The organism is Zwartia lucis (genome assembly GCF_965234455.1).
In the GTDB taxonomy this organism is placed as follows: Bacteria; Pseudomonadota; Gammaproteobacteria; order Burkholderiales; family Burkholderiaceae_B; genus Zwartia; species Zwartia lucis.
Genome location: NZ_OZ248472.1, coordinates 589,907 through 614,802, shown reverse-complemented (window position 1 = coordinate 614,802; position 24,896 = coordinate 589,907). Strand labels below are relative to the sequence as shown.

Here is a 24,896-nt window from a genome sequence, read left to right as displayed (position 1 = left end):
TCCACTTACTCCAAACAAGTCAAAATGATGTTGTCGCTCGTATCACGGTGAGCCTTCCAACCGCTTGGAACAAGCAAAGTCGAGGTAGGATCATCGAGTAAGGCCGGCCCACTAATTGAGTCGCCTAATTTAATGTTAGATCTGCTCATGAAGGTCGCCTTTCTCCAGGCCCTACTTTCAAAAATATCGATCTCACGAGTCTCGACTTGACGGTCAGTGGACTCTGTCAAGATAGGAATTTCTTTGAGGGGAGCCGTCAAACCAAGTCTGAATGAAACAAACTCAATGGGTTTATCTTCTTCAGCTCCAAAGAAAAATAACTTTTGATGCATCTCTCCAAATTGCTGACGAAGCTTTTCATAGGTCAGCTCAGAAAGCTCTTCTGGTGATAGTTCAACCGGTACTTCAAAAGCCTGTCCAACAAAACGCATTTCAGAAATAAAACTAAGCTTGATAATATCTCCGAACTTCATCGATGTCGCTCGCTCAAGCGCGCGCATTTTCATTTCATTGAAGACTTGTTTGACATGATCCACTGCTGACTGATCCAGCAAAAATCTTCTGGTCAATGTTTCAAACTGAATGAAATCGCTGGCGATCAGACCATAGGCAGAGATCACCCCAGCATTGGGTGGTACCGCAATTAACTTGACCCCAAGATCACGGGCCACCTGCGCCGCATGTAAGGGCCCAGCTCCGCCATAAGGAACCATGACGCTGTCTCTAGGATCATATCCTCGCTCGGTAGAAATAACCTGAATGGCTCTTACAATATTCGCGTTGGCTAGTTGTATTGCACTATCAGCAGCCTCTTCGAGGCTCATACCAAATGCCTTGGCAATCGGCTCCAGGGCTTGACGTGACAACTCAGCATCAATTTTCATTTTGCCCCCGAGAAATGCCTCTGGCAAAATAGTGCCGCGCACCACATGCGCATCTGTCACTGTGGGCCGGGTACCTCCTCGGGCATAGCATGCTGGACCTGGCATGGCGCCAGCAGATTCTGGCCCGACGCGCAACATCCCACCATCATCAATCCAGATGATGCTTCCTCCTCCAGCCCCCACCGTATTGATGTCTAAAAGTGGAATGCGAACCGGCAAGCCATCCAGTGAAAACTCGTTGGTCAGTTGAGGATGACCATCCGCGATCATGCACACGTCCGTTGACGTTCCACCAATATCGAGCGTGATGAGATTTTTATAGCCCGAGCGCCCAGCCTGACGAGAGGCTCCGATCACTCCGGCAGCGGGCCCTGAAAGCAAAGCTGTAATGGCATTTGCACGCATGGCTTCTGCGGGAAGCTTGCCCCCGTTGGATTGCATCACACTAAAGCGGCCCTCAAAGCCAGCTTCTTTCAATTTCTGGGCAAATCTGGATACATAGCGATCCATGACTGGCTGTACGTATGCTGATAAAGTGGTGGTTGATGCTCGCTCGTATTCTCTGAACTCACGGCTGACATCAGAGGACAAGGTGACATTGAGATCCGGTATGTGCTTACCAAGCAGGTCGCGCAATGCAAGCTCATGCTTTGGGTTGACATAAGAGTTGAGCAGACAAACAGCAACTGCCCGATATTTACCATTTTTTAACACCGGTACCAGTTCGGACTCAATCTGCGCTACATCTAACTGTGTCTCGGTTTCACCATTTGCGAGCATCCGTTCCGTAATTTCAAACGTGTCTTTTCTTGATACAACCGGAACGGGTTTCTGATACGCCAGATCATAGATATTTGATCTGCCATGTCGTTGAAGCGCCAAAATGTCACGAAAGCCTTTTGTTGTAAGAAAGGCCGTGAGAAAACCCTTTCTTTCCAAAACAGCGTTGGTCGCGACGGTTGATCCGTGCGCAAGATCAGTAATTTCCTTGAGGGATATGCCGCTTGCAACCAGTGCGTTGAAGGCGCCTATGTCAGGACTTTCAGGTGTACTGGGCACCTTGAGTACTTGAATTTTTTCACCGTCGATCGCAACAAGATCTGTAAACGTTCCACCTACTTCTACACCTATACGCATTTTAAATACCCAACAATGTGTTTGATTTACATGATTACCGGGCTGAACCGTGTCGCTCTTTATTTAAGTCGGACCTGCAAAACAGGTCCGACTGCCGGTCATGACTTCAAAGTCCGTAAGATGAAGCGTTTATTTTTTGATAGAGGTTTTCCTTCAGGATTTTTTTCAGCGCATTTCTATCGTTGCGATCGACACCTTCAAGAAGCTTTTCCCACTTCGCCAGTGTGGTCTCAAATCTGGTGACTAACCCTTCTGAGTCTTTCAGTTTGAAACGGTTCGTTCCCTCCTTAATGGCCATATCACGGGCAACTTTGGAAAACGCTTGCAGTGAATTTTTTATATCCTCTGACGGCTGAATGATAGTGACTCCTTTTGAGGGAGCCTCCTTGAGGGCTTGCTTTTCCTCCATGATGTATTCGACCTCGAGATCAACGGTTGCATCTGCAATGGTATCTAGGAGGATCCGTCTTTGTTCGGGCTTGAGTTTTTTCCAGGTATTACCGTTCATCGCCCATTCCCAGCCGGCAAAGTAAGGTCCGAGGTTTGCGACGTTGATGAATTTGGCAACATCCCACAAGGAGCGAGCTTTCATATCATTCGCGCCCATCATCGTGCAGTCAATTTGGCCTTTATCAAGCCCAGTAAACATTTCGCTCGAAGGAACGTTGACGGGTGTTGCTCCGACTAGCTTGGCCCATTCAGAATGCACCACACCAGCAGTTCTGACTTTGAGCCCTTTCATATCGCTCAAGGTTTCAATCTTCTTTCTGCAGATCAAGTTGTAAGGTACGCTGGCATAGGCACCGAGAAAGACAATTCTTTGCCTTTTCCACAAGGCCAGCATGGCAGGATCAGTCATGTAAAAGTCAGCAACAGCAAATGTTGTCGCAATTGGATCTTTTAAGCCAATCCCCAGAATAGAAAGTACGTTGTCTTCGGGCAAATCAGAAGGCGTGTATGTCCCGGCGTGATAGGTCAGGTCTGCAACACCGTCACGCAAGCCACTGAGGTGAGTGTTTGGAGAGAGCAGTGCAGTTCCGGTAAACACCTTAATTTTGATGTCGCCTTTGGACGCAGCCTCGACTTTTTTGGCCCACTCTACATAGCCAAATTTCGCAAGAGGATGCGAATCGGGGAACCACACACTAGCTGTCAATTCAGTCGTTGCAATCGATGATGTAGCAAAAGACATACATCCTGCCATGGCAAGGGCGGTACAAATTCTTTTCAAATTCATGGTGCTCTCCTCACTGGTGTAAAAACTGTGCGCGAAGCACGAATGAGAACTCGCGTGCAATCATGAAGTTCGCGCAATTGATTTAAATGAAAATGAAATTAATTCAATTTAATTTCATTTTTATCTTATATTAAATATTTTAAATATTAAAGAAATGAAACAGCGATCAAGGGTAAATACTTAGCTGCACTAAGAATTCATAGATCCTTATAGCTGTACCACGTCATCAGCGCATTCACATAGAGTCGTCTCAACCCATACAAAGGGAGAGGCTTTATGTCTGAGCTAGCAAAGGGCAACACATCGCGATTGCCGGTCGTGAGGTACTGCGCGATCGCCCGACCCATTGAGGATTGGAGACCAACGCCTCTACCCATGCAGCCAATATCAATGAGTAAACCAGGCTTGGGCTCGTGAATGTGTGGCAAGAAATCTCTGGTCACAGCAACACGGCCGCACCACTTGTGTTCAATGGGGATATCAGACAGAAACGGAAACATTTTTTTTGTTACGCGCTCGATATGGCCCCAGTCCTCGGGGCCTTTAGGTTCTCTGAAAGGACCTCTTCCTCCCAGCACAAACCGGCCTTCATGATCCTGTCGGAAATAAATCAATAAATTCCTGGCATCTGAGCAAACCTGACCACCAGGTGCGATCTTGTTTCGTAGACTCTCTGGTAAAGGCGGCGTTGCAATCAGATAACTGATTGCATCGATCACACTGGCTTGCAAATGAGGCCAGAGGTTTTGACTGTAGCCGTTCGTGCAGATCACCACCTTGTCTGCTGTCACAGATCCACCGCTAGAGGTAGAAGCTTGCCAGGCAGATCCATGTTGAGACAGCTTGATCACAGGCGATTCAGTAAAAATTTCAGCACCAAGACTGAGGGCAACCCGAGCAAGCTCTCGGGCGTAGCTAAGAGGCTGAATAGCCCCAGCCCTCTCGTCAATCCAGCCGCCAAGGTAAATGTCGGTGCCTAACAAATTGCCTATTTCCTCCCTGCTCAACATCCGCGCGGGCGCACCAAGCTGGCTCCACTGGGAAGACCGCTTGCGGGCCAAGGCCAGTGTTTCTTGATTGTGCGAGCCCTGAATCCACCCTTTACGGACATGCGGTACGTTCATATTGAAATTTTTGATGAGGTCAAAAACAATATCTGCCGTTTTTCCGGAAAACTCGACCAGTTTTTTTCCACGTTTTTCACCAAACATCGTCATCAGTTCGGCGGGGTCAAACTTCAAGCCTGGTATCACCTGACCACCATTGCGACCCGATGCGCCAAAGCCAATTTCTTTAGCCTCCAGAAGCACCACCTTTTGGCCCTCTTGTGCGAGGTGCAACGCCGTGTTGAGACCTGCAAAACCACCTCCAATGACCAGTACACCTGAACGAATGTCATCTTTTAATGAAGTTGTAGAGGGAGCAGGACATGCAGTTTTGGCCCAAAGCGAGGGCTCAAGCGGAAAAGGGATCGAATACATTGAGTCTCCAGAAAATTTCACAATTGTGAAATTTATGTGATATTTTTATATCAAAGAAAAACAAATAGCAAATAATTTTTCAAAAATTAAAGGCTCAGAGATGACAGAAAAACTCGAAACTTCAGTTCCCTTATTTACAAAGTTGAAACTCAGGGACATTGAGCTTAAAAATCGAATTGTCATATCGCCTATGCAGCAATACGCCAGCGGTAACGATGCCATGCCGACGGACTGGCATATCAATCATCTCGAAAAACTATCCGTCGGCGGCGCTGGATTAGTATTTACTGAAGCTCTTGCTGTGACAGAGCAAGGCAAAGCAACGCATGCAGATGTCGGCATCTGGTCGGATCAACAAATGGAAGCTTTAAAACCAGTAGCTGAGGCCATCGCCAGACATGGTGCAATACCGGGAGCACAACTTATCCATGCAGGAAGAAAGGCAAGCGTTCAAGTCCCTTGGGAGGGCTATCAATCCTTAAATGCGCACGATGCGGCCAATGGTTTTGCACCTTGGCCTACCGTTGGACCGTCAGCCCTCCCAGCCAATCCAGGATGGCAAGTACCGAAAGAACTGACAAAAGATGAAATTTGGAAACTGCGTGACAAGTTCGCAGAGGGCGCTTGCCGCGTTGCCCAAGCGGGGTTTCAAGTGCTCAACATCCACGGGGCGCATGGCTACCTGATACATAGCTTTCTGTCTCCTCTGTCTAATCACAGAAAAGATGAATACGGTGGCACTTTAGAAAACAGGATGAGATTTGCCTTGGAAATCGCGGAGGCGGTGCGATCTCAATGGCCTAGCAATCTACCTATTTTTTATCGTCTTTCATGCGTCGATGACCTTGAAGGAGGCTGGACGATGGATGACACACTGATTCTTACAAAACAACTGAGTGACCGAGGTATTGATGTCATTGACTGCTCATCAAGGGGACTGATGGACAGAGGCACGCTTGCCCCCGGAAGAGAACCTGGCTATCAGGTTCCGTATGCTGAAAGTGTGCGAAGAAATACTGGTTCAAAGGTCATGGCGGTCGGCCTGATTACTAAGCCTGAGCACGCGAATGAAATTATTGGCTCAGGTCAGGCCGACTTGGTTGCGATTGGAAGAGAGTCTCTTTACAACCCAAACTGGCCCGTGCAGGCAGCCGTAGCACTCAAACACGATCCTGACTACTCAACCTGGCCCAAACCATATGGATGGTGGTTATTAAAAAGAGACCAGTCAAATGCAAGACGAAACAATACATAAAAATAATGTGAGGCACCCGGAACATGCTGAAAATGCTCGTAAGGGTGGTGCACACCTAATCGACTTGAACCCCTCATTGAACGTGACATAGAACTTGCCAAGCACACAAAGTATATTTCTGAACAACATGAAACTGCTATTTGGACAGTAGGCGTATGGGGGGTGTTTCTCAATGACACCTCACCGCTCACAAATGAGCGGTAATTGCTCGAAATTCAATAGAAAAATCTTCGCTTTGAGGTAGAACAGAAAGCTCCTCATCGCAATAGAGTAAAAATCTCTTTGCAGTTCCATATAGATTTTCAGTTAGCAAATGCAATGAGTTGAAATGCTCTGCAACCACTGCATAATCCGTCTGATAATCGTGCGCGGCCAAATTTCTGGCTGTTCGAGCTGTTTGCCAATCTTCAATTGAAGATATGACCTTGAACTTTTCGAAGATTGCCAAAACTTTCAAAAAACTTTCAGCCTGCTCGCCAGACAAAATAAGACTGTGCCGCATAGCAGCACCTAGCGAGTCCTGTAATGTTGAAAATCGTTCATTGACTGCTGCGAGGGCCTCAAAAAGCTCATTATCTTTCTTTCGTGACAGTAGTAATTGTCCCGTTAAAGGCCAAGGGGTATTTTTTGAAGCAGCATCTAAAAAATAAACACACCTTTGGATAGCTTCTAGCAAGCCAGCCAAGCAATTTCTTTCATCACTTAAGGCAGTGTCAATCGTCATTTTTACGAACGCAACGATACATCATTGATGCATCTTGAGTTTGCGCGAGCGATTGCTACAAACGGTGTTTGGATATCGTCTAAATCAGCTGCAAGCACATCAACAGGCAAGTTCAGTTCCTGCTCAAGAAGCCATTTAATTTTTGCACGAGCCAACAAACCGATCGCAGGCTTGGATTCAATGAATAGATCCACATCACCGCCAACACGCGAATCATCCAACCTAGAACCAAAAATCGACACGCGCGCCAAAGGCCCAGCGACAGCAGTCGTCGTCTGGGTAATTTTGGCTAACTGACTTTGGCTCAAACGCATCTAAAAAAGCCCTCTTTTGACTTAATTTCTATTTTACTCTGCGGATGGCCCGACTAGTCTCATCAAGGGTGGCAAACCCCTTTCGGTTTAGCTTTTCTAATTCAACCTTCAAGGCTGGACTCTTAAGCATCTTGTTGACCATTTGCTTATGGATCAAGCAATCCATCAGTTTGCGCTCAGACAGATTGGTGAAGTCGCCCCGCATCATGTCAGAGACTTTTGGTTGAGAAATGCCCATCCGCTTAGCGGCCACTTGTTGTGTCAAGCCACGGCTTATCATGGCTTTTCTGATTTCAATCACCAAGCCCGTTTTAATCTTGAGCTTTTCAGCATCAACTAGGCCAAGATCAGCAAAGACATTGGCAGAGCCACGATGCACTTCAACGCCGCTAACAAGTCGAGTTTTCATTTCCGTAACTTTTTTACATACGCTTTGGCTAGAAACCTTATGAATATATATGAAATGGTATAAAAATTAAAAGAAACGTGCTCATCTCAAACACAATTATTCATGACCGCATGCCCCTAATCGTGCGCGTAAATACGTTATGTTGTGATCTGTTCTGAGTGGAGTCTCCCTATGGCTGTCCTTTACCCTTCCCTGCCGAAAGCTTCACCGGTCACGGGCCTGCAACGCGAGCGCATATCGCCGTGGAAGTGGTGTTAACGGAACGCGCGGCTGGGGAGTTGGTGGGGGTGTTGTAGGGGGCTGCTGAGAGGAGTATTTGCAAATTGACTTTAGACATAGCCGCCTCTAGAATTTGACCATGAAGTCAAAATCAACGAAATCAATACTCCGCCCGTCCCTCCCCGCTCCGAGTCCAGAGCCGGATCGAAACATCGAAACCCGCCGCTGGAGTGGACGCCACACCCCAAAGGTTTCCAGGCGCGACGAAATCTTGCGTAGCGTAGGTGATGCACTCGGGGAGTCGCGTTTATCTTCTCTCACGATGCAAGACATCGCTGACCGGCTCGGCATTACCAAGGGCAATTTGTATTACTACTTTCGCGACAAGCAGGATATTCTTTTCCAATGTCACATGCGCTGCATGGATATTAGCTTGGAGGCACTGGCAAGTCTGGATCCAAAAGCGAGTCCCAGGACGCGTCTGTTTGAGCTGTTGTTTCAGCATATTCGCGGGATTATCGAGGACAGTTTAGGCAGTATTTTACTGACCGATCTGGAGAACCTCAGTCCCCTGCAGCGTTCAACCTATGTAGCGAGACGGGATGAGTTTGAGGCCGGTGTGCGACATCTGATTGAGGTGGGTGTTGCGCGCAAAGAATTTAGTTGTGCAGACTCCAAGCTTGCGAGTCTGACCATATTGGGTGCGATCAACTGGATACCAAAATGGTATCGCCCCGAAGGTCGACTAAAGTCTACGGAGATTGCGACTGGCATGGCGAACTTCTTACTGCAGGCGCTCACTATTATTCCGAGTGAGCCGAAAACGACGCGTAAAAAGACGACTAAATCCTGACCTCAAAATTGCTCCCGCCTGAAAACTTAAACGCATATTCAACTGCAAAGACGGATCTCATGGAACTTAAACTCGGCGATACCTTTTACGGCCCTTCTAAAACACTCACAGATGCCCATTTTCTGTTTTTTTCCGGCATTTCAGGCGATGTACATCCGATTCATTACGATATCGAATACGCCAAACAAAGCCATTTTGGCAGGCCTCTCGCACATGGTCTTTTATTGGTGTCAATCGCAGCGCTAGGAGCTACAACCTTACGTGAGGAAATCAACGGTTTCACGTTTGTAGAGCAAGGGTCCAATTTTCTCGCGCCTGCCTTTGTCGGCGACACCTTGAAGCCGCACTTTACGCTTGAAAAAATATGGCGTGAAGAGCATCGGCAGTTTTACCGTTTTCAAACAAACTTGATCAATCAGCACGGAAATAAAGTGCTTGAGGGTTTCCATATTTATCGCGTTCTTCCTCAAAAATAAGCACTGGGAGCAAATGATGTCTGATACCCGTACCGCACTGACTGCTGGCAAACCTTGGCCGGCGCACTACACCTACGCCCCTGCGCTGCGGGTGGGCAACACCATCTGGTTTTCCGGGACGACTGGTACGGATGACAATGGCGTCATCACGGCACCCGGTGACATCGTTGAGCAGACGCGTCAGATCTATCGGAAGTTCGAGAAAATACTGAATTCGGTGGGGGGCTCTTGCGAAGACATCGTCTCCACACACGAGTTTGTCATCACGGCTGAAAACTACAAAAATACTGCGGCGGTACGACGCGAATTTTTAAAATCAGCAACTCCCGCAGCGGCAGGTGTATTTGTAGCAGCACTCATACGCAAGGACGCGCTGATAGAAATATCAGCTGTGGCTGTGCTGCGTGAAGGGTCAGATGACTAGCCGCTTTTACGAAGACTTTGAGGTGGGCGCTCGCTATCCGACGCGCACGCGCACCATCACGGATGAAGATCACGAAGCTTTTTGTAAATTGGTGGGGTACGAGGTACCTCTTTTCCTCGACAACGCAGTCGCACATGCGCGTGGACTGCCGAGTCGGTTGTGCCCGAGCCATCTTGTCATGTCGTTTTCAACAGCGATGACTGGAGATCTTTTTAAAGACAGCATCGTGGCGCTTATTGGGCTCGATAGCGCCAAATTCCTCAAGCCAGTCCATCCGGGGGATACGCTTCGCACTGAAGTCGAGGTCCTCCAGAAACGACTGACCTCATCACCGGGACAGGGTTTGATCCTCTTTCGAGACCATGTCTACAACCAACTAAACCAAGAGGTTTTTCAAAACGACAAACACGTTCTCGTGCGTTGTCGTGTGGGCGCCTAGCGGTAAGTACCACGTGAGAGTTCGTATCTGACTTTATCGCATGCCTTTGAGCGCAGCGCTTTTGACTTCGCGTCTCAGGATTTTGCCCATGGAGCTTCGTGGCAACGGTCCTCCAATTGCAATCCGCTTCGGAATTTTCCAGCGCGCCAAATGCAACGCGCAATGGGCGCGCAGATCCTCTTCGAATAAGATCGCGCCACCCCTGAGGTGCACAAAAGCGGTAATGGCATCCCCCCAATACTCATGGGGCAGTCCGACAACGGCCGCTTCCGCTACAGCAGGATGTTGCATCAATACTTCTTCGATCTCCCTTGGGTAGACATTTTCGCCACCCGTAATAATCATGTCGTTCTTTCGGTCGACGAGATAGATATAGCCCTCTTCATCGCGCATGGCCATGTCACCCGCCGACACCCAACCTTCGCGCACGGTGCTTGCTTCTAGCTCAGGTCGATTCCAGTAACCAGAAAACATGAGTGGCGAGCGACTCCAAAGCTCTCCCGTCTCACCCGGGGCAACCAAATGACCCTCTGGATCGCGTATTTCAACCTCTACCGAGGCAAAGGTATTTCCCACACAAGCTATTTTGCGTAACTGATCTTCGGGTCGCAGGTTGGTCACCAAAGAAGCTTCTGTAGAGCCGTATCGCTCATGTAGCACATCAGGACCAAAACTTTCGACGATCCGACTTTTAATCGACTGTGCGAGTGGTGCCGTACCGGACACTATGCAGCGCAAGGAGGAGACATCGAAACGTGCGCGCTCCTGCTCCGAGAGGGCGAAGTAAGCAGAAAAATGCGCAGGCACCATATGGGCTTTGGTAATGCGGTGACGGGAAATGAGTCCGAGTAACGTCTCGATATTGAACTGAGGCAAAATGACGGCCTCTCCCCCGAACCAGAGAGGCGCGAGCAGATTTAGAAATCCTGCACCGTGAAACACCGGTGTGCTGACCAGCATCCGCGAATCAGGACCAAACGATCGATATTCCGCGGCAGCAACAAAGGCGGTCAATATTCTCGATCGGTGTGAAAGCAGGATACCCTTTGGTAGGCCGGTGGTGCCAGAGCTATAGGAAATAGAAAAAATATCCGTTTCCGCGACAAGCGGAAAAGACTGGGCGGGCGTGGCCTGCTCCAGCCACTGTTCGTAGCTGTCGACGCCTCCCCGTCCCACCACCAGTATCGTATCCACGTTCCCAGCTGCGCCAGCACGCACTTCATCCTCGTTGCTAACGTGGCAGACGACCAGACGAGGTGCGCAATCTTCAACAATGAAGCGAACTTCGCTGGCAATCGCCATGGGCGGAAACATGGCGCACAGGACGCCGACCGCCGCAAAGCCCGCCACGATTTCTAGGTAAGGCAAACAATTGGGGAGTGCAATCGCGATGCGGTCGCCTGGCTGTAATTTCAAGTGATGCATCGCACCGGACGCGACGCGATCGATGCGATCCATCAGCCTGCGGTAACTGAGCTGCTCCTCTCCGATTGTCAAGGCAATGCGGTCTGGTCGCGCCCTCGCAGAAGCACGAATCCCATCAATAATCGTCAGACCCGGTCCTCGCTGATCGACAGGGATCTTAGTGTCATTCAGCATTGAGAGCACTTCTCCACGCAGGTATAGCAGGGTTTGTCGTCAAGCTCGCGACCATCCCATGAGGTGAAAATATGACGCCCACGCAGGGCTCACCTTGACGCTCAAGTCCAGGATGACGCCTAAGCGTTCCAGACGCTTCTGTACCCGTTTCGGCCGTGACACGATTTTTACCTAGCCAGGCAAGGAGCGTCGACGCCACAGTCTCGGAGGGCAACCCCTCACAAACCGCGAGCCTAAAACTTGCCGTAGGTGGGTTGAGCGTGGTGAGTGGCGTGTTCCCATGCAGACTCAGTGCGCAAAATTCCGCCTCACCCAGCCAGACTTGGTTGACACGACCAGTGCTGACCGCCTCGACTATCGCGGACATATCTCCCGGATTGAGTAGTTGCAGGGTGCCGCCCAGCCACAAGGGCAAAAGCGCTGCCACGGTTCCAGTCCAGGCGGTTAAGGGCAACGGAACACCTGAGACGATATCCTTGCTAAACACGCCATGAGACACCGCAGCACTGAGCAAGCGCAATACAGTTACCCGCTCAGACAAGGGTTGAGGCGCTGATTGCGATGCGGGTTGCAATGCGGGTTGTAATGCGGGCTGAGACTGGTCTAAAAAGATCCTGCTTTCATCAAAACCCGAGTCTGAGGCATATGCTTTCGCGAGCAGTTGAACGAGGGTTTTAGTACGCACTGCAGGCCACATTGCCAGATGGCGTTGCACATCCTTGGCAGTGATTGCAATACGTAGTTGTTCATAGGTGAGGCTAAAGCCATTTTCAGTGATGGCAATTTTCTCTGGCGTTCGCTTCACAGATGCCATTACGCCTTGCAAGACGGTGACTTGGTGCAAAGAGGGCGTAAATCCATGCAACGGCATTGTGCTTCCCTAACAGTGTGATTCCAACGTGGGGCTATCAACAACTATTGAGGCTCAATGCCAGCGGCTTTTGCACCTGTTGTCCATCGCTTGATTTCTGAGTCGATGAATTTTTTAAAGTCAGGAATACTCGAGGCCACTGGCTCGTAGCCTGAGGCTCTTAACTGTGCGACCACTTCAGGCGTTTGCAACGCTTTTTTAAAATCCTCATTCAAACGCTGGGCCAACTTTGGATCCATTCCGACAGGACCCCATAGGCCTTGCCACGACTGGACGTTGAAACCAGGCACTAGAGACTCAGCAATCGTCGGTACTGTTGGCGCAAGTGTCGAACGTTTGTCTCCCGTCATAGCGATTGCGATCAATCGGCCCGAATTGATATGTGGCAGTAACGTCGACTGGTCACCCATCATCATAGGGGTGTGACCCGCTACCACATCGTTGACCGCCTGACTCGTCCCCTTGTACGGAACATGCTCCAACTTCAGACCAAGCGAAGAAGACAACATTTCAAAACCGAGGTGAGCAACGCCGCCTACACCCGATGAGGCATAGGAATACTTACCTGGATTTTTTTTGATGAGCTCAACCAGTTCGGTCGGAGTCTTTACGCCAAGCGAAGGATGTGTCACCAGCACCCAGCTGGTTCCGGTCAACTGGGAGATCGGAGTGAAGTCAGCCACTGGGTCATACATCATCTTTTTCACCGTCGCCACATTCATGGCGTGTGTCTGCGCACCCCCGATCAAAAGGGTGTAGCCATCAGGCGCTGCGCGCGCGACAAAACTCGAGCCGATCATGGCCGATGCACCTGGGCGGTTATCAAAAATAATCGTCTGACCCCACCCTTCTTGAAGCTTTTGCTGCACCGAGCGTCCGACAAAGTCGACTGGTCCACCCGGCGTGTAGGGCACGACAATACGCACCGGTTGATTGGGATAGTTTTGCGCGGTGGCGGGGCTCACTAGTACCGATAACAAGGTCAACACACCAGCAATAGCAACATTTTTCATGAGAACCCCAAACTAAAAGCATGCGGTTGCCGGTTGTAGAAAATTAGAACCGGAGAAGATGAAATAATTTTGACCATCTAGTCAAAATAGTAAAAGTGATGTTTAATGAAGTCAATCAATGTTTGCATTGTTAAGTTTTTTACCTCATGAAATAGGTCGTGTTCACTGCACTTCAGTCGCAACGGATCAAGGCTTCACAGATTTTTTTAAGTATTAAAGCAACACTGAGTATGGGTTCTTTGTGGAACTTCAGGCATAAGGCCGTTCATCGACTCCACAACCTCTCCACCTTAAGATTTTTTTCTAAGGACCGGCACGCTTCTTGCTGGCACAAGAATGTATTCCCCCTGTCGCTAAAAGTCGATGGGACGCTCTTGATGGATCGTTGTACTTGTCCTTAACGTAGTCCAGTTCCTTTGAGGAGTTCACAATGTTGAAAGCACCTAAGTTTTTTATGGCGGTGACCTTGGCGGTATGTGCAACGGTCAGCTTCAACGCAGCGGCCGATGCCCTTGCTGATATCAAGAAAACCAATGTTTTGAAAGTCGGCACGGAAGCAGCCATGCCGCCGATCGAATTTATGAGAGATGGAAAAATCGTTGGTCTTGGAAAAGACGTCCTTGACTATATCGTTGCTAAAAATGGCTTCAAGTTGGATCAATCGAACCTGCCATGGCAGGGCATCTTGCCCGGACTTGGTGCAAAAAGATACGACCTCGTCGCAACCTCCGTGACGATCACGCCTGCCCGTGCTGCTAATTTTGCCTTCACCATGCCAATCTCAGAAGCGACAACATTTGCGATCACGCAAGCAAAAAACAGCAAGATCAATAACCTTGAAGATTTAAACGGTAAGGTAGGCGCTACTCAGATTGGCTCAGGTACTGAGCAGGCACTCAGAAATTACGACGCAAAGATCAAGCAATCGGGCAAACCAGGTCTCAAGTCCATCAAGCTGTACACCACTTTTCCGGAGGTTTACTTAGCTGTCGCAAATGGAGAAGTTGACTTTGGTGTACACAACTTGCCATCCTTGAATTCTATGATCAAGGAAAAACCTGGTGTCTATAAATTAGTCGGTGGTATCAGCGATAAAACGTATTACGCGTGGGTCACTCGGCCTGAAGATGCCGCTTTGCGTGACCTCATCAACGTTGGTATCAAAGAAATGATCGCGAACGGCAAGATGAATGAAATTCATCAAAAATGGTTCGGGGCCAATGCGGTTCTGCCACTCGAAGGCTACCTGCCACCTGGCGCAAAGTAATCAAATCGAGCACTCGCTAGAGGAAGCTCATGCTTGAACTTGACTTTACGATAAAGGCCATACCCGACCTTGCGAAGGGTATGGTCATCGCCTTTAACTTTACCGCACTGTCTCTCACGCTCAGCATTCTTCTGGCATCGTTGCTCACCGCGCTTCGGGCCCTCAATGTCGTGGCAATCAATGTCGCCCTGACAGCCTATGTGACCTATATCCGAGGCACGCCACTGCTCGTGCAGATTTTTGTTATTTACTACTTGTTACCAAACGTGGGTCTGAGTCTGCCTCCTTACGTGGCAGGTCTCATTGCGTTTGTTTTAAACAGCGCAGCGATCATGCACGAAGTGATGCGGGGCGGCGTCACATCCATTGCACGCGGTCAATACGAGTCTGCCAAGGCGATTGGCATGTCGATCGCCTCTACTTGGCGCTACATCGTGATCCCTCAAGTACTGATCAAAATTACGCCTCAAATCATTAACGAGTTCATGATCTTATTAAAAGGCACGCCACTACTGGCTTTCATTTCAATTGTTGAGGTCTTTAGAACTGCTCAGCTCATGTATTCAAGCAATTACCGTCCGCTCGAAGTACTCATCGGGGCAGCTTTAATATTTTTTGTGGTGAATTTCGTCATTAGTCAGGCAGGCACCCTGATTGAGCGGCGACTGGCTAAACGGTGCTGACTATGGATACCGTCAGCGTCACCGGCAATGCGGTCCTCAGTAACCTTGGCTTGTTTGCTGAGGGCCTAAAGATTACGGTGCTCATCAGCCTGTCTGCCATCCCCTTAGCGATCACACTTGGCACCTTGATCGCACTCTTCAGACTATCCAATATTTTAGTGCTTCGATACTTTTCAATTGTCTATCTCGAGATTTTTAGAAATATCCCTTTTACGATTCAAGTCTTCTTACTGTATTACCTACTCCCCTTTTACGATGTTCGACTGCCCTCCTACGTTGTCGGTATTTTTGGGCTCAGCCTCTACACTAGCGCATACTTTTCAGAAATCGTTCGGTCTGCCATCATTGCACTGCCAGCAGGTCAGCTCGAAGCCGCGCGGGCGGGCGGCATGTCAAGTTTTCAAACACTGCGCTACATCGTATTTCCACAACTTCCACCCTATGTGATCCCTCCCTTCATCAACCAGTCAGCCTCCCTGGTCAAGGACACTGCAATTTTGTCAACGATCACGGTTCATGAGCTGACCATGGTGGCGCAGAGAGTCCAGAACGAAACATATAGCTTCACCGAACCGCTCATCTTTGCAGCGGTTCTGTATCTTTGCATCAACGGCACCCTGATTTCATTGATGTCCCTCGCCAAAAAATATCTTCAACCCAAAAATCTAAGTCTGCAATAGCCATGATTGGCTTTAAGGAGTGAAGTAGGAATGAAGGACGATAAAAGTGATCGATACGTTCTGCAGCTCAGGAATATCAAGAAAAGATTTGGCGACTTAAAGGCTGTCGACGGTGTCAGCCTGAATGTCCGACCCGGAGAGGTGGTGAGTATCATCGGACCGAGTGGTTGCGGAAAAAGTACGCTCTTGAGATGCATCAATCACCTCGTCATTCCCGAAGAGGGGGAGATATACCTCAATGATGAATTAATGAAAGCCTCAGAAAAAGGCATTTTCTTTAAGTCCGAGGCAGATATCAACCGCCAGAGAGCCAAGGTAGGGATGGTGTTTCAATCCTTCAATCTGTGGCCACACCTTACGGTGAGAGACAACGTCTCGATTGGTCCAATCAAGGTACTAGGAAAACCCAAAGACCAAGCCCATGAAATTTCCGAGAAGGTGCTGGCGCAAGTGGGCTTATCTGAAAAACTGAATGCATATCCTTCAGAACTATCAGGGGGACAACAACAGCGTGTCGGGATTGCGCGTGCGCTTGCAATGGAGCCAGAAGTCATCTTGTTTGATGAGCCAACATCCTCGCTTGATCCTGAGTTAGTCAGTGAAGTTTTAAAAGTAATCGCGGATCTCGCGACAACCGGCACGACAATGTTGATTGTGACGCATGAAATCAGATTTGCTGAACAGATCTCAGATCGAATCGTATTTATGGATAGCGGAAGAATAGTTGAAGAAGGCACCCCTGAAGAAGTTATACGTTCATCAAAAAGCGAAAGGCTCATCGCCTTTTTATCAAGCATTTCATAACCTATGAAACATTTGGAGAAGAACATGGAAGAAGTACTTATTGAAGGTGGTTTCGCCGGCAGAATGAATCTTTTAAAAGGCGAAATGCTTGAGGTAGAAAATGTAGACGGCCACCAAGTCTGTGATTTCTTTGCCTTCAAGAAAGATGAAGTGAAAGAATTTTTATCGCCCTCTCACATGCGATCCGTGATGCGCAGAACCTTCATTAAAGAAAATGATTTGTTGTATTCCATTCTCAGAAATCCAATGTTACGTGTTGTACGCGACGAGGTGGGTATCCACGACTTTTGTGTGCCTGCTTGTGATCCGATGCGTTACTCGATGGACTTTAACGTTTCAGATCATAAAAGCTGTCGATGCAATTTGGCTGAAATCACAAAGGACTTGAATATTCCTTACGAGTACTTGCCTGACCCTTTGAATCTTTTTCAGGAAACATCGGTCAATAGCAAAGGATTGATTACAGGAGGTATTTCACCTGCCCTAGCCGGCCAGAAAATCGTGATGGAGGCGTTGATGGATTTGATTGTCGTGGGCTCGGCCTGTCCGCAAGACTTGGCGCCCACTAACAACTTTAACCCCACCAGAATTCGACTACGAAAAGTCAAAGCAAGCGCTTAGTCGAAACTATCTATTTGTCGATTTTTTCTGAGAGACGTTATGAACACACTTACCACCGCGCCGATTAAAAGTCATCAAACGTTGCTGTACTCGGAACTCGTGACGGATTTGACAAACCTTAAGGCTGACATTGCGTTTCTAGGCATGCCCTTCGGAGCAGCCTATGGTCCGCGCAGCTTTACCAATGACCAAACGAATGCGCCACAGGCCATACGAAGCATAACGGATCGTCTGGTACGCGCACCAGGCCATTATGATTTTGATATCGAAGGTCCTTTGCTTCAACATCGAGAAGACATCAAACTCGTTGACCTTGGTGATGTGCTGCCTGATTTGATGGACCCAGGAGCGCATTACAGGAAAGCTGAACAAGTGATTCGCAAACTCCTATCGGTCGGTGCGCTTCCAGTGATTTTAGGAGGCGATCACGGTATCACCACACCGATTTTGCGTGGCTACGATCAGCTGGAAGACATTACCTTGGTACATATTGACGCGCACTTAGACTGGCGTGATGAAGTCAATGGCGTGCGAGAAGGCCTGTCTAGTCCCATCAGACGCGCCTCAGAGATGAAACACGTCGGTTCTATTTTTCAAATTGGTCTTAGAGCGCAAGGTAGCGGCAGGCCTGCTGACTATCAGGCTGCAATCGATTACGGTGCGCATCTGATTTCAGCCTATGAACTGCACGAGGTAGGCGTCAAAGCCATCCTCGACAGAATCCCCAACAACGGGAAATATTATCTCTCCATCGACGCGGATGGCATGGACCCTACGGTCATGCCGGCGGTAGACGGTCCCGCTCCGGGAGGTCTCAACTTTGTCCAAATGCGTGAAATCATCAAGGGCTTGGTGCTAAAGGGCCGCGTGGTTGGCATGGATATTGTTGAAATTCAGCCTGCAAAAGACACTGCGGCCAAACTCACGTGCGTCACGGCCGGCAGGCTGATTGTGAATCTAATCGGGTGGTCGATCAAAGCGGGTTACTTTAATCGGTAAGGGGCTCGGGCGGTGATAAGGGCTCGATCAGCAAACAAGAGGCCCCCCAAGGGTTTACACGGATTCTGGTGATCAGTCTGTCTGCGATACTCGTGGAATCTTCAAAGGATAAGTGAATGAAAATTAAAATTCTCACGGTACTGGCTGCGACGTTGGCCGCCACATTCACTGCCAATGCAGAGGTCATTCGTTTCGACATAACAGAAAAAGCACTTGCTTTTGAGGGACGCGTATTTCCAAATGTTGGCACCTACACAGTTATAAAAGCAAAAGCGGTGATCGCACTCGATCCGAATGACAAGCGTAATGCAGTCATCGCCGACTTAAGTGACGCGCCTAAAAATGCGAAGGGTCTAGTCGAAGCATCTGCCGATGTGGTTTTGCTTCAACCCACAGACCCGCAAGCAGGCAATAAAACACTACTGGTGGATATACCCAACAGAGGCCGTAAATTAGCACCTCAACTGTTTGACGACGCACCTCAGCCTGGCGCTAATAATGCAGTGAAAGCGCAAGATGCTGGCATTGCTTACTTGCATCGACAGGGATACACCATGGCCTGGATTGGCTGGCAAGGTGACATCCCATCCGGACCACAATCATTAACCATGCAAGCACCTTCGGCTGTAGGCATTCAAGGCTCCGTACGCGATGAGTTTCAATTTGATCATTTGACCAATCCAATCAAGGTCCAACTCACCGCTCTGATTGAAAACCCCTCTAGCGTCAATGCTACTGTTCGAGCTATCTGGACAGACACGCGCGAAACGCCTTCAGACTTGACGGTCAAAGTGACTGGCCCACAAAATATTGAAATTTCAAGGCCTAAAGGTTTTGATGCCGGCGCAATTTATGAAATCACCTATACAGCCAAGGATCCAGTGCTCCATGGCATGGGCTTTGCCATGGCACGTGATGTCAGTGCATTTTTAAAAACAAATAATTCACCTGCTAATCCTCTTGCACTCAACGGTGCCATCACCGTGCAACGTGCCATTGGTTTTGGTGTGTCGCAATCAGGCAGATTTTTGCGTGACTTTTTATGGCTAGGCTTTAACGAAGACTTGAATGGGAAAACGGTCTTTGAGGGAATCATGCCCCATGTAGCAGGCGCTCGCAAAATGGCCACCAACTACAGATTTGGTAAACCCAGTCGAAACGCTCGACATCCGCAAGACTCTGGCTGGCAAATTGATTTATTTCCCTTTACCTATGAGGTCATGACCGACCCCTTCTCAGGCCAGCAAGATGGTTTACTCCTCAAATGCCGCCAAACACAAACTTGTCCCAAAGTCATGCAGACCGACAGTGAGCATGAATGGTGGGGTGCAAGAGCATCACTGTTGGTAACGGACCCTTCTGGTAATCACATCGACTTGCCCACCAATGTCCGAGCCTACATGATTGCAGGCACACCCCATTTCGCAGCCCCAGGTGCAGTGATCAAACAAGAAAAAAACATGGCGCTGCCTGTCAACCCGTTGCACGCTGGTCAGCCCATGCGCGCCTTGCTGCAAGCGCTGAATGACTGGATCACCACTGGTGCTGAGCCTCCATCGAGTCGAGTCCCTATGCGCTCTCAGGGCACGTTGGTACCCGCAGCCAATGCAGCGCCGCACAACTTGCCCACCTTGCCCTACGGAGCCTTATTCTCAAGTGCTTATTTATCTGACCATAGTCAGTTGCCGCCCAAGGTTTTAGGACGTTATGAAGTGTTGGTACCACTGGCAGACTCGGATGGCATGTCCGTTGCTGGCATTAGACCCTTACCGTTGGCTGTCCCTAAGGCCAGCTACACCGGATGGAATCCGCGTGCCGAAGGCTATGGACCAGGCAATCTCTTCCCCTTGCAGGGAGCGGCATCACCCTTTGCCCTCACCAAGGCGGAGCGACTGGAAAAAAATGATCCTAGGCTTTCAGTTGAAGAACGATATGGCTCTTCTCAAGCCTACGTCGATGCAGTCAGAGCAACTTCACAGCGTTATATCAAAGAACGTATTTTGTTGGCGGAAGACGCCGAAAGAAATGTAGAACGCGCGCAAGCCAACACCCTGTCACAAATCAAATGACCAGACATGTCTCCATATTCTGACTTGCAAGGTGTTGTCAACGTCATGACTCCAGTTCTCGCGCAATAGGATTAACTACTTCGTTGGAGCATCCTTAAGCAACGCGTCAACCTGATCTTTCCACCACTTTGCCTGCCCCGTAGTCCCATGCCCTGACGTTTGCGGACTCGCCGGGATGAGATAAAGCTTCGCGTCTGGAATACGAGGTAGGATTTTGTTCATTAACCCTAGCGACGGCGGGTTGCGCTCATCGTCCTCTGAATTAATAGCCAATACGCGGGCCTTGATTTTTTCTACATGAGCTGCGGGATCAAAGTCGCCAGAGGATTCCCATTGATAAAGGTTGTCGTTCGCATCAGCTTTAAATTCAGCCGTCAGCCGTCTATCTAGTAGCTCGTCCGCCTGTTTGCGCGTTGGTGCTAAGCGGTACAAACTCTGATCGCCTCCACTCGTGCCTACGCTAAAAAACACGGAGGCAAATTGAAGACTTTTAGGCTGTGTGGTGTAGTTACCGTCCATCCATTCCGGATCACGCCTGATCATGTCGATAATGAGTCGGCGCATCATCCAGTTACGACCAGACATGGCGGAGGGTGTCGCCGCCATGGGAACCAGCGTATCCATAAAGTCCGGATACTTGATGCCCCAAAGCCACGTTTGCATACCACCCATGGAATTACCGATGACCAGACGTAAATGCTTTACACCAAGCCCTTCAGTCACCAACCGATACTGCGCAGTCACCATGTCGTCATAGTTGTACTTGGGAAATTTAGCGCGTAGTCCGTCCGAGGGTTTACTGGATCGTCCAACTCCAATTGCATCTGGCAGAATGATGAAGTACTTGTTTGCATCCAGCGGCTGCCCAGGACCAAACAGCTCACCGGAAAAATTCTTATTTGTGATCATGCCAGAACCGGTCCCCGCAGTACCATGCAGTACCAGCACGGGGATCCCTGTGGGCTTGCCGAGCGTGGTGTATCCGAGCCTGAGCTCTGGAAATACTTCGCCCGTGTGAAACTGAAAATTTTTGGCGATCCATACACCCTGCTGTTGGTCTGGATACGGTTGAGCGCTTGCCTTGTCGGCTCCAAGCACAAACGCAAACAAACAGAACAAACTGAGAAACATACGGGCGTTGAACATTGTCATTCTGTTTCCTCTCAAGCTATTGGTTTGAACTAAAGCTCTGCTGCAAGTAATCCAGACTCCAGACTATTGACTAAGTCTATGCGATAAATCTCTCTCGGAACCACTTCTCGATATGAAATTCATTCAATCCCCAAAAGTACCGGTCCCTCCGGGGGAGATGCGGCGCACGCCAGCGTAAACCTCACGCTATTGCGAAAGCATCTGGCGCCGTACGGGCCTTAACACAACGTTAAGGGTGACTGCGCTCTTTTCAATGGACAGGCATCTCAAAAGGCGTTAGATTGCCAACTACACATCCTCTAGAGAGAGCAAGCTATGACCTATCGTCTCAACCGTCGCCAGCTGCTCCAGGGTGCCCTCGCCAGCGCCGCGGCTATCACTGTGCCGTCCTTCGTGGCCGCGCAGGCGTTTCCTTCGCGCACCATCAAGCTCATCTATCCCTGGACGGCTGGCAGCGGCGGAGACGTCATCATCCGTGCTTTGGCCGCCAGCGCTGCGAAGACGCTCAACACCTCGATCATTGTCGAGAACAAGCCGGGCGCAGGCGGCATGCTCGGCCCCAACGAGCTGCTCAAGGCCGCGCCGGACGGCTACACGCTGTCGCAGATGTCGGTCGCTGTCTTTCGCCAGCCGCACATGCAAAAGACCGCGTTCAATCCACTGCAGGATTTCAGTTATATCATTGGGCTGGCGGGTTTCGTTTTCGGCCTCGTCGTGGCTGCCGACTCGCCAATCAAGTCAGTGAAGGACTTGGTGGAATTCGCCCGAGCGAACCCCGGCAAATTCAGCTACGCAACGTCGGGCATCGGCATCAGCGGCCACCTCGCCATGGAAGAGTTTTCGTACCGGGCCGGCGTCCAGCTGCTGCACATCCCTTACAAGGGTGACACCGACGGCCTCCAGGCCATGCTGGGGGGGCAGGTGATGGCCCACAGCTCAGCATCGACATGGGCGCCGCACGTCGATGCGGGGAAGGCTCGCCTTCTCATGACGTATGGCAGCAAGCGCACGACCCGTTGGCCGGATGTTCCGACCGTGCGCGAGTCCGGCTTCGACTTCTTTACCGATTCGCCCTGGGGCATCGCCGGCCCGAAGGGTATGGACCCAGCCATCGTCAATAAACTGCACGACGCCTTCCTCCTAGGCATGAGCGATCCGGCTGTAAAGACGCTGCTTGATCGATATGACCAGCCGCAGATCCACATGAACCCGGAGCAATACACGCGGTTCGCGCACGAGGCCTACCTGCAGGAGAAGGCTACCATCACTCGCCTTGGCCTCGCAGCCAAAACTTGACGCCCTCGACCGGACGCATCAGAAGGAGAATCTGCCCCATGACAAACAACCTAGCTCCCAACCTGAACCCGATTCGTCCCGAAGCCAAGGATGAAATCCCCGTTATCGACCTGGGGCCGTACCTGGCGGGCGCTCCCCGCTCGCTCGAGAGCACCGCAGAACAGCTGCGCTATGCGATGGAAAACGTCGGCTTCTACTTCATCGTCAATCACGGTGTGCCGCAGAAGCTGGTCGAGCACACCTTCCAGGCGGCCGAGCGCTTCCATGCGCAGCCGCTCGATGCGAAGCTGCGGCTGAAGATCGACGAGAACATCGTGGGCTATCTTCCGATGCAGGGCGCAACCGTGCGTCACTCGGCCATCAACGCCAACAACAAACCCAACCTGAACGAGGCGTTCTTCATCAATCGCCAGCTCACACCGGACCACCCGGACGTCGTGGCGAAGAAGCCTTTTCGTGTGCTAAATCGCTGGCCAGACGGCCTGCCCGGTTTTCGCGAAGACGTGATGGCCTATGTGAATACGATGGAGCAGCTCGGCCGCAAGCTGATGCCACTCTATGCCGTCGCCCTCGATCTGCCTACGAACTACTTCGACGAAGCTTTCCGCGAGCCGACTTATGCGCTTCGCTTGTCGCACTACCCCTCGCAGGAAGTAGTCCAAGATAATGAATTCGGCCTCGCCCCTCACACCGACACCAGCTTCATGACGCTGTTGCCGGACAATAAGGTACAGGGCCTCTCGGTGCGGATGCCCAACGGCAAGTGGGTGGACGCCCCCACACTGCCTGGCAGCTTCCTGGTGAATGGGGGCGACCTGCTCCGGCGCTGGACCAATAACCGGTTCATGGCCACGCCCCACCGCGTTGTGAACCGTTCGGGGCATGAGCGTTATGCCATCCCGTTCTTCATGGACTGCCACTACGACTTCCGCATGGAGTGCCTGTCGACCTGCAAGAGCCCGGACAACCCGTCGCGTTACGAGCCGATCAGCTATCCAGAATACAAGACTTGGTATCGCAACCGTAACTACGACACACCGGCAGCCTGAAAGGCAGCCCGTTGGACATAGGCATCAAGGCCCTCGCCCCGCGCGACAGCTATAAGCTCATGGCCGGATTGATCGTGCCGCAGCCCATTGAGCTGGTGACAACCGTCAGCGCGGGTCATACGCACTTAGGGCATTACCGATAGGCCATCAGCTTTGACTCGGATAGTGGGCGCATAGGGGGTCTCAATCTAGACTAAGTGAAGTTCTATTTTCTTTCCTAGTGCAATTTGCGCCTGAGACAAGCCCGCTTCTTTTCTGGCCGCAAGAATCTCATCGAGAATGGCAAACCCCTCTCGGTTTAGCTTTTCTACCTCAGCCTTCACAGCTGGGTTCTTGAGCATCTTGTTGACCATTTGCTTATGGGTCAAGATTTTGGTTTTATTTGTAGTCATTTTTTTATTTCTTTCGTGAGACATTGAGATTTCGACCTAGCAATATTAACGAACGGTGTTTGGGTATCGTCTAAATCAGCGGCAAGCACATCGACAGGCAAGTTTAATTCCTGTTCAAGGAGCCATTTTATTTTGGCGCGCGCCAACAATCCGATGGCAGGCTTAGATTCAATTAAAAGATCCACATCACCGCCCACACGTGAATCATCCAACCTAGAGCCATAGATCGACACACGCACCAAAGGCCCAGCAACTGCAGTCGTTGTCTGAATAATTTTGGTTAACTGACTTTGACTAAGACGCATCAGCTAAACACGTACTCACCTACGATCGCTTCTTGATCAGCGATCAAGATGTCAAGGATCATGAAGAATGGCAGACTAGGGTTTTCTTCGGCAATCTTGCTTATTCGGGACCAATATTCGATTTGCATAGGGACGGACGAGGTTTTATTTCAATGTCGTAGCCTAATCGTGTCAGACAGTCCATCAGTTTGCGCTCAGACAGATTAGTGAAGTTGCCACGCATCTGGCCTGTTCCATTACCGCA

27 protein-coding genes and 1 pseudogene are annotated in these 24,896 nt (G+C 50.0%); 14 read left to right on the top strand and 14 right to left on the bottom strand.

The annotated features are described in order from the left end of the window. Nucleotides 1-5 precede the first annotated feature (5 nt). The 3 genes from AC8GE9_RS02925 to AC8GE9_RS02915 all read right to left on the bottom strand — a co-directional run bounded on the left by AC8GE9_RS02925 (nucleotide 6) and on the right by AC8GE9_RS02915 (nucleotide 4,739). A complete protein-coding gene (locus AC8GE9_RS02925) occupies nucleotides 6-2,021 on the bottom strand; it encodes a hydantoinase/oxoprolinase family protein (RefSeq protein WP_506675611.1) in 2,016 nt (671 codons plus the stop codon). A 106-nt stretch (nucleotides 2,022-2,127) separates the two neighbouring features. After that, nucleotides 2,128-3,258, bottom strand: coding sequence for a C4-dicarboxylate TRAP transporter substrate-binding protein (locus AC8GE9_RS02920; RefSeq protein ID WP_506675610.1), 1,131 nt, complete (start codon nucleotides 3,256-3,258; stop codon nucleotides 2,128-2,130). Between the two features lie 197 nt (nucleotides 3,259-3,455). Continuing rightward, nucleotides 3,456-4,739: an NAD(P)/FAD-dependent oxidoreductase gene (locus AC8GE9_RS02915; RefSeq protein ID WP_506675609.1), complete on the bottom strand. Its 1,284-nt coding sequence runs from the start codon at nucleotides 4,737-4,739 to the stop codon at nucleotides 3,456-3,458. Nucleotides 4,740-4,839: 100 nt separating this feature from the next. Here AC8GE9_RS02915 and AC8GE9_RS02910 point away from each other — a divergent pair, with 100 nt between their 5' ends. Beyond that, nucleotides 4,840-5,994 (top strand): NADH:flavin oxidoreductase/NADH oxidase, encoded by a 1,155-nt coding sequence (locus AC8GE9_RS02910; RefSeq protein ID WP_506675608.1) that lies wholly within the window; start codon nucleotides 4,840-4,842, stop codon nucleotides 5,992-5,994. A 187-nt stretch (nucleotides 5,995-6,181) separates the two neighbouring features. On the opposite strand, the gene AC8GE9_RS02905 is transcribed toward AC8GE9_RS02910, so the two are convergent. The 3 genes from AC8GE9_RS02905 to AC8GE9_RS02895 are packed head-to-tail and all read right to left on the bottom strand — an operon-like array spanning nucleotide 6,182 to nucleotide 7,441. After that, the gene (locus AC8GE9_RS02905) at nucleotides 6,182-6,718 is read right to left on the bottom strand and encodes a hypothetical protein (protein WP_506675607.1); all 537 of its coding nucleotides are present in this window, start codon (nucleotides 6,716-6,718) and stop codon (nucleotides 6,182-6,184) included. 2 nt (nucleotides 6,719-6,720) lie between these two features. Beyond that, nucleotides 6,721-7,032 (bottom strand): nucleotidyltransferase family protein, encoded by a 312-nt coding sequence (locus AC8GE9_RS02900; RefSeq protein ID WP_506675606.1) that lies wholly within the window; start codon nucleotides 7,030-7,032, stop codon nucleotides 6,721-6,723. Between the two features lie 28 nt (nucleotides 7,033-7,060). Next, nucleotides 7,061-7,441, bottom strand: coding sequence for a helix-turn-helix domain-containing protein (locus AC8GE9_RS02895; RefSeq protein WP_506675605.1), 381 nt, complete (start codon nucleotides 7,439-7,441; stop codon nucleotides 7,061-7,063). Between the two features lie 358 nt (nucleotides 7,442-7,799). On the opposite strand from AC8GE9_RS02895, the gene AC8GE9_RS02890 reads away from it, so the two are divergent. From AC8GE9_RS02890 to AC8GE9_RS02875, 4 genes are read left to right on the top strand one after another with little or no spacing between them, the layout of a single operon-like run. Continuing rightward, nucleotides 7,800-8,513 carry a TetR-type transcription factor C-terminal domain-containing protein gene (locus AC8GE9_RS02890; RefSeq protein WP_506675604.1) on the top strand — a complete coding sequence of 238 codons (714 nt, stop codon included), beginning with the start codon at nucleotides 7,800-7,802 and terminating at the stop codon, nucleotides 8,511-8,513. Nucleotides 8,514-8,572: 59 nt separating this feature from the next. Next, nucleotides 8,573-8,989 (top strand): MaoC family dehydratase, encoded by a 417-nt coding sequence (locus tag AC8GE9_RS02885; RefSeq protein WP_506675603.1) that lies wholly within the window; start codon nucleotides 8,573-8,575, stop codon nucleotides 8,987-8,989. A 16-nt stretch (nucleotides 8,990-9,005) separates the two neighbouring features. Beyond that, entirely contained in the window at nucleotides 9,006-9,413 is a 408-nt protein-coding gene (locus tag AC8GE9_RS02880; protein WP_506675602.1) for a Rid family hydrolase, read from the top strand. Further along, nucleotides 9,406-9,852, top strand: a complete 447-nt coding sequence (locus AC8GE9_RS02875) for a MaoC family dehydratase (protein ID WP_506675601.1) — start codon at nucleotides 9,406-9,408, stop codon at nucleotides 9,850-9,852. The genes AC8GE9_RS02880 and AC8GE9_RS02875 overlap by 8 nt, the downstream gene beginning before the upstream one ends. Before the next feature lie 33 nt (nucleotides 9,853-9,885). On the opposite strand, the gene AC8GE9_RS02870 is transcribed toward AC8GE9_RS02875, so the two are convergent. From AC8GE9_RS02870 to AC8GE9_RS02860, 3 genes are read right to left on the bottom strand one after another with little or no spacing between them, the layout of a single operon-like run. Then, nucleotides 9,886-11,451, bottom strand: coding sequence for a class I adenylate-forming enzyme family protein (locus AC8GE9_RS02870; protein ID WP_506675600.1), 1,566 nt, complete (start codon nucleotides 11,449-11,451; stop codon nucleotides 9,886-9,888). Then, complete coding sequence (locus tag AC8GE9_RS02865; RefSeq protein ID WP_506675599.1) at nucleotides 11,441-12,322, bottom strand: hypothetical protein; 882 nt, start codon at nucleotides 12,320-12,322, stop codon at nucleotides 11,441-11,443. The genes AC8GE9_RS02870 and AC8GE9_RS02865 overlap by 11 nt, the downstream gene beginning before the upstream one ends. A 44-nt stretch (nucleotides 12,323-12,366) precedes the next feature. Beyond that, complete coding sequence (locus tag AC8GE9_RS02860; RefSeq protein WP_506675598.1) at nucleotides 12,367-13,335, bottom strand: Bug family tripartite tricarboxylate transporter substrate binding protein; 969 nt, start codon at nucleotides 13,333-13,335, stop codon at nucleotides 12,367-12,369. A gap of 430 nt (nucleotides 13,336-13,765) precedes the next feature. Between AC8GE9_RS02860 and AC8GE9_RS02855 the strand changes: the two genes are divergently transcribed. From AC8GE9_RS02855 to AC8GE9_RS02825, 7 genes are all read left to right on the top strand, one after another. Then, the gene (locus AC8GE9_RS02855) at nucleotides 13,766-14,602 is read left to right on the top strand and encodes a transporter substrate-binding domain-containing protein (protein ID WP_506675597.1); all 837 of its coding nucleotides are present in this window, start codon (nucleotides 13,766-13,768) and stop codon (nucleotides 14,600-14,602) included. A 29-nt stretch (nucleotides 14,603-14,631) separates the two neighbouring features. Further along, nucleotides 14,632-15,285, top strand: coding sequence for an amino acid ABC transporter permease (locus tag AC8GE9_RS02850; protein WP_506675596.1), 654 nt, complete (start codon nucleotides 14,632-14,634; stop codon nucleotides 15,283-15,285). A gap of 2 nt (nucleotides 15,286-15,287) precedes the next feature. Further along, nucleotides 15,288-15,965 carry an amino acid ABC transporter permease gene (locus AC8GE9_RS02845; RefSeq protein WP_506675595.1) on the top strand — a complete coding sequence of 226 codons (678 nt, stop codon included), beginning with the start codon at nucleotides 15,288-15,290 and terminating at the stop codon, nucleotides 15,963-15,965. A gap of 30 nt (nucleotides 15,966-15,995) precedes the next feature. Continuing rightward, on the top strand, nucleotides 15,996-16,769 hold the full coding sequence (locus tag AC8GE9_RS02840; protein ID WP_506675594.1) for an amino acid ABC transporter ATP-binding protein: 774 nt from the start codon (nucleotides 15,996-15,998) through the stop codon (nucleotides 16,767-16,769). A 24-nt stretch (nucleotides 16,770-16,793) separates the two neighbouring features. Then, a complete protein-coding gene (locus tag AC8GE9_RS02835) occupies nucleotides 16,794-17,390 on the top strand; it encodes a DUF1989 domain-containing protein (RefSeq protein ID WP_506675593.1) in 597 nt (198 codons plus the stop codon). Between the two features lie 39 nt (nucleotides 17,391-17,429). Next, nucleotides 17,430-18,389, top strand: a complete 960-nt coding sequence (locus AC8GE9_RS02830; protein ID WP_506675592.1) for an agmatinase — start codon at nucleotides 17,430-17,432, stop codon at nucleotides 18,387-18,389. 116 nt (nucleotides 18,390-18,505) lie between these two features. Beyond that, complete coding sequence (locus AC8GE9_RS02825; RefSeq protein WP_506675591.1) at nucleotides 18,506-20,458, top strand: alpha/beta hydrolase domain-containing protein; 1,953 nt, start codon at nucleotides 18,506-18,508, stop codon at nucleotides 20,456-20,458. A gap of 75 nt (nucleotides 20,459-20,533) precedes the next feature. On the opposite strand, the gene AC8GE9_RS02820 is transcribed toward AC8GE9_RS02825, so the two are convergent. After that, nucleotides 20,534-21,610 (bottom strand): alpha/beta fold hydrolase, encoded by a 1,077-nt coding sequence (locus tag AC8GE9_RS02820; RefSeq protein ID WP_506675590.1) that lies wholly within the window; start codon nucleotides 21,608-21,610, stop codon nucleotides 20,534-20,536. A gap of 315 nt (nucleotides 21,611-21,925) precedes the next feature. Here AC8GE9_RS02820 and AC8GE9_RS02815 point away from each other — a divergent pair, with 315 nt between their 5' ends. Together AC8GE9_RS02815 and AC8GE9_RS02810 are read left to right on the top strand one after the other, a co-directional pair. Continuing rightward, nucleotides 21,926-22,906 carry a Bug family tripartite tricarboxylate transporter substrate binding protein gene (locus AC8GE9_RS02815; protein WP_506675589.1) on the top strand — a complete coding sequence of 327 codons (981 nt, stop codon included), beginning with the start codon at nucleotides 21,926-21,928 and terminating at the stop codon, nucleotides 22,904-22,906. Nucleotides 22,907-22,944: 38 nt separating this feature from the next. Next, nucleotides 22,945-23,955 carry an isopenicillin N synthase family dioxygenase gene (locus AC8GE9_RS02810; RefSeq protein WP_506675588.1) on the top strand — a complete coding sequence of 337 codons (1,011 nt, stop codon included), beginning with the start codon at nucleotides 22,945-22,947 and terminating at the stop codon, nucleotides 23,953-23,955. 188 nt (nucleotides 23,956-24,143) lie between these two features. Here the strand turns inward: AC8GE9_RS02810 and AC8GE9_RS02805 are convergent, their stop codons facing one another. From AC8GE9_RS02805 to AC8GE9_RS02790, 4 genes and pseudogenes are all read right to left on the bottom strand, one after another. Beyond that, nucleotides 24,144-24,347, bottom strand: coding sequence for a hypothetical protein (locus tag AC8GE9_RS02805; protein ID WP_506675587.1), 204 nt, complete (start codon nucleotides 24,345-24,347; stop codon nucleotides 24,144-24,146). Continuing rightward, entirely contained in the window at nucleotides 24,344-24,652 is a 309-nt protein-coding gene (locus tag AC8GE9_RS02800; protein WP_506675586.1) for a nucleotidyltransferase domain-containing protein, read from the bottom strand. The genes AC8GE9_RS02805 and AC8GE9_RS02800 overlap by 4 nt, the downstream gene beginning before the upstream one ends. After that, nucleotides 24,652-24,780 (bottom strand): TA system antitoxin ParD family protein, encoded by a 129-nt coding sequence (locus AC8GE9_RS02795; protein ID WP_506675585.1) that lies wholly within the window; start codon nucleotides 24,778-24,780, stop codon nucleotides 24,652-24,654. Before AC8GE9_RS02795 ends, AC8GE9_RS02800 begins: the two co-directional genes overlap by 1 nt. After that, nucleotides 24,753-24,884 (bottom strand): annotated as a pseudogene (locus tag AC8GE9_RS02790) (XRE family transcriptional regulator); the annotation flags it as partial. The gene AC8GE9_RS02795 and the pseudogene AC8GE9_RS02790, both read right to left, overlap by 28 nt. Nucleotides 24,885-24,896: the final 12 nt, after the last annotated feature.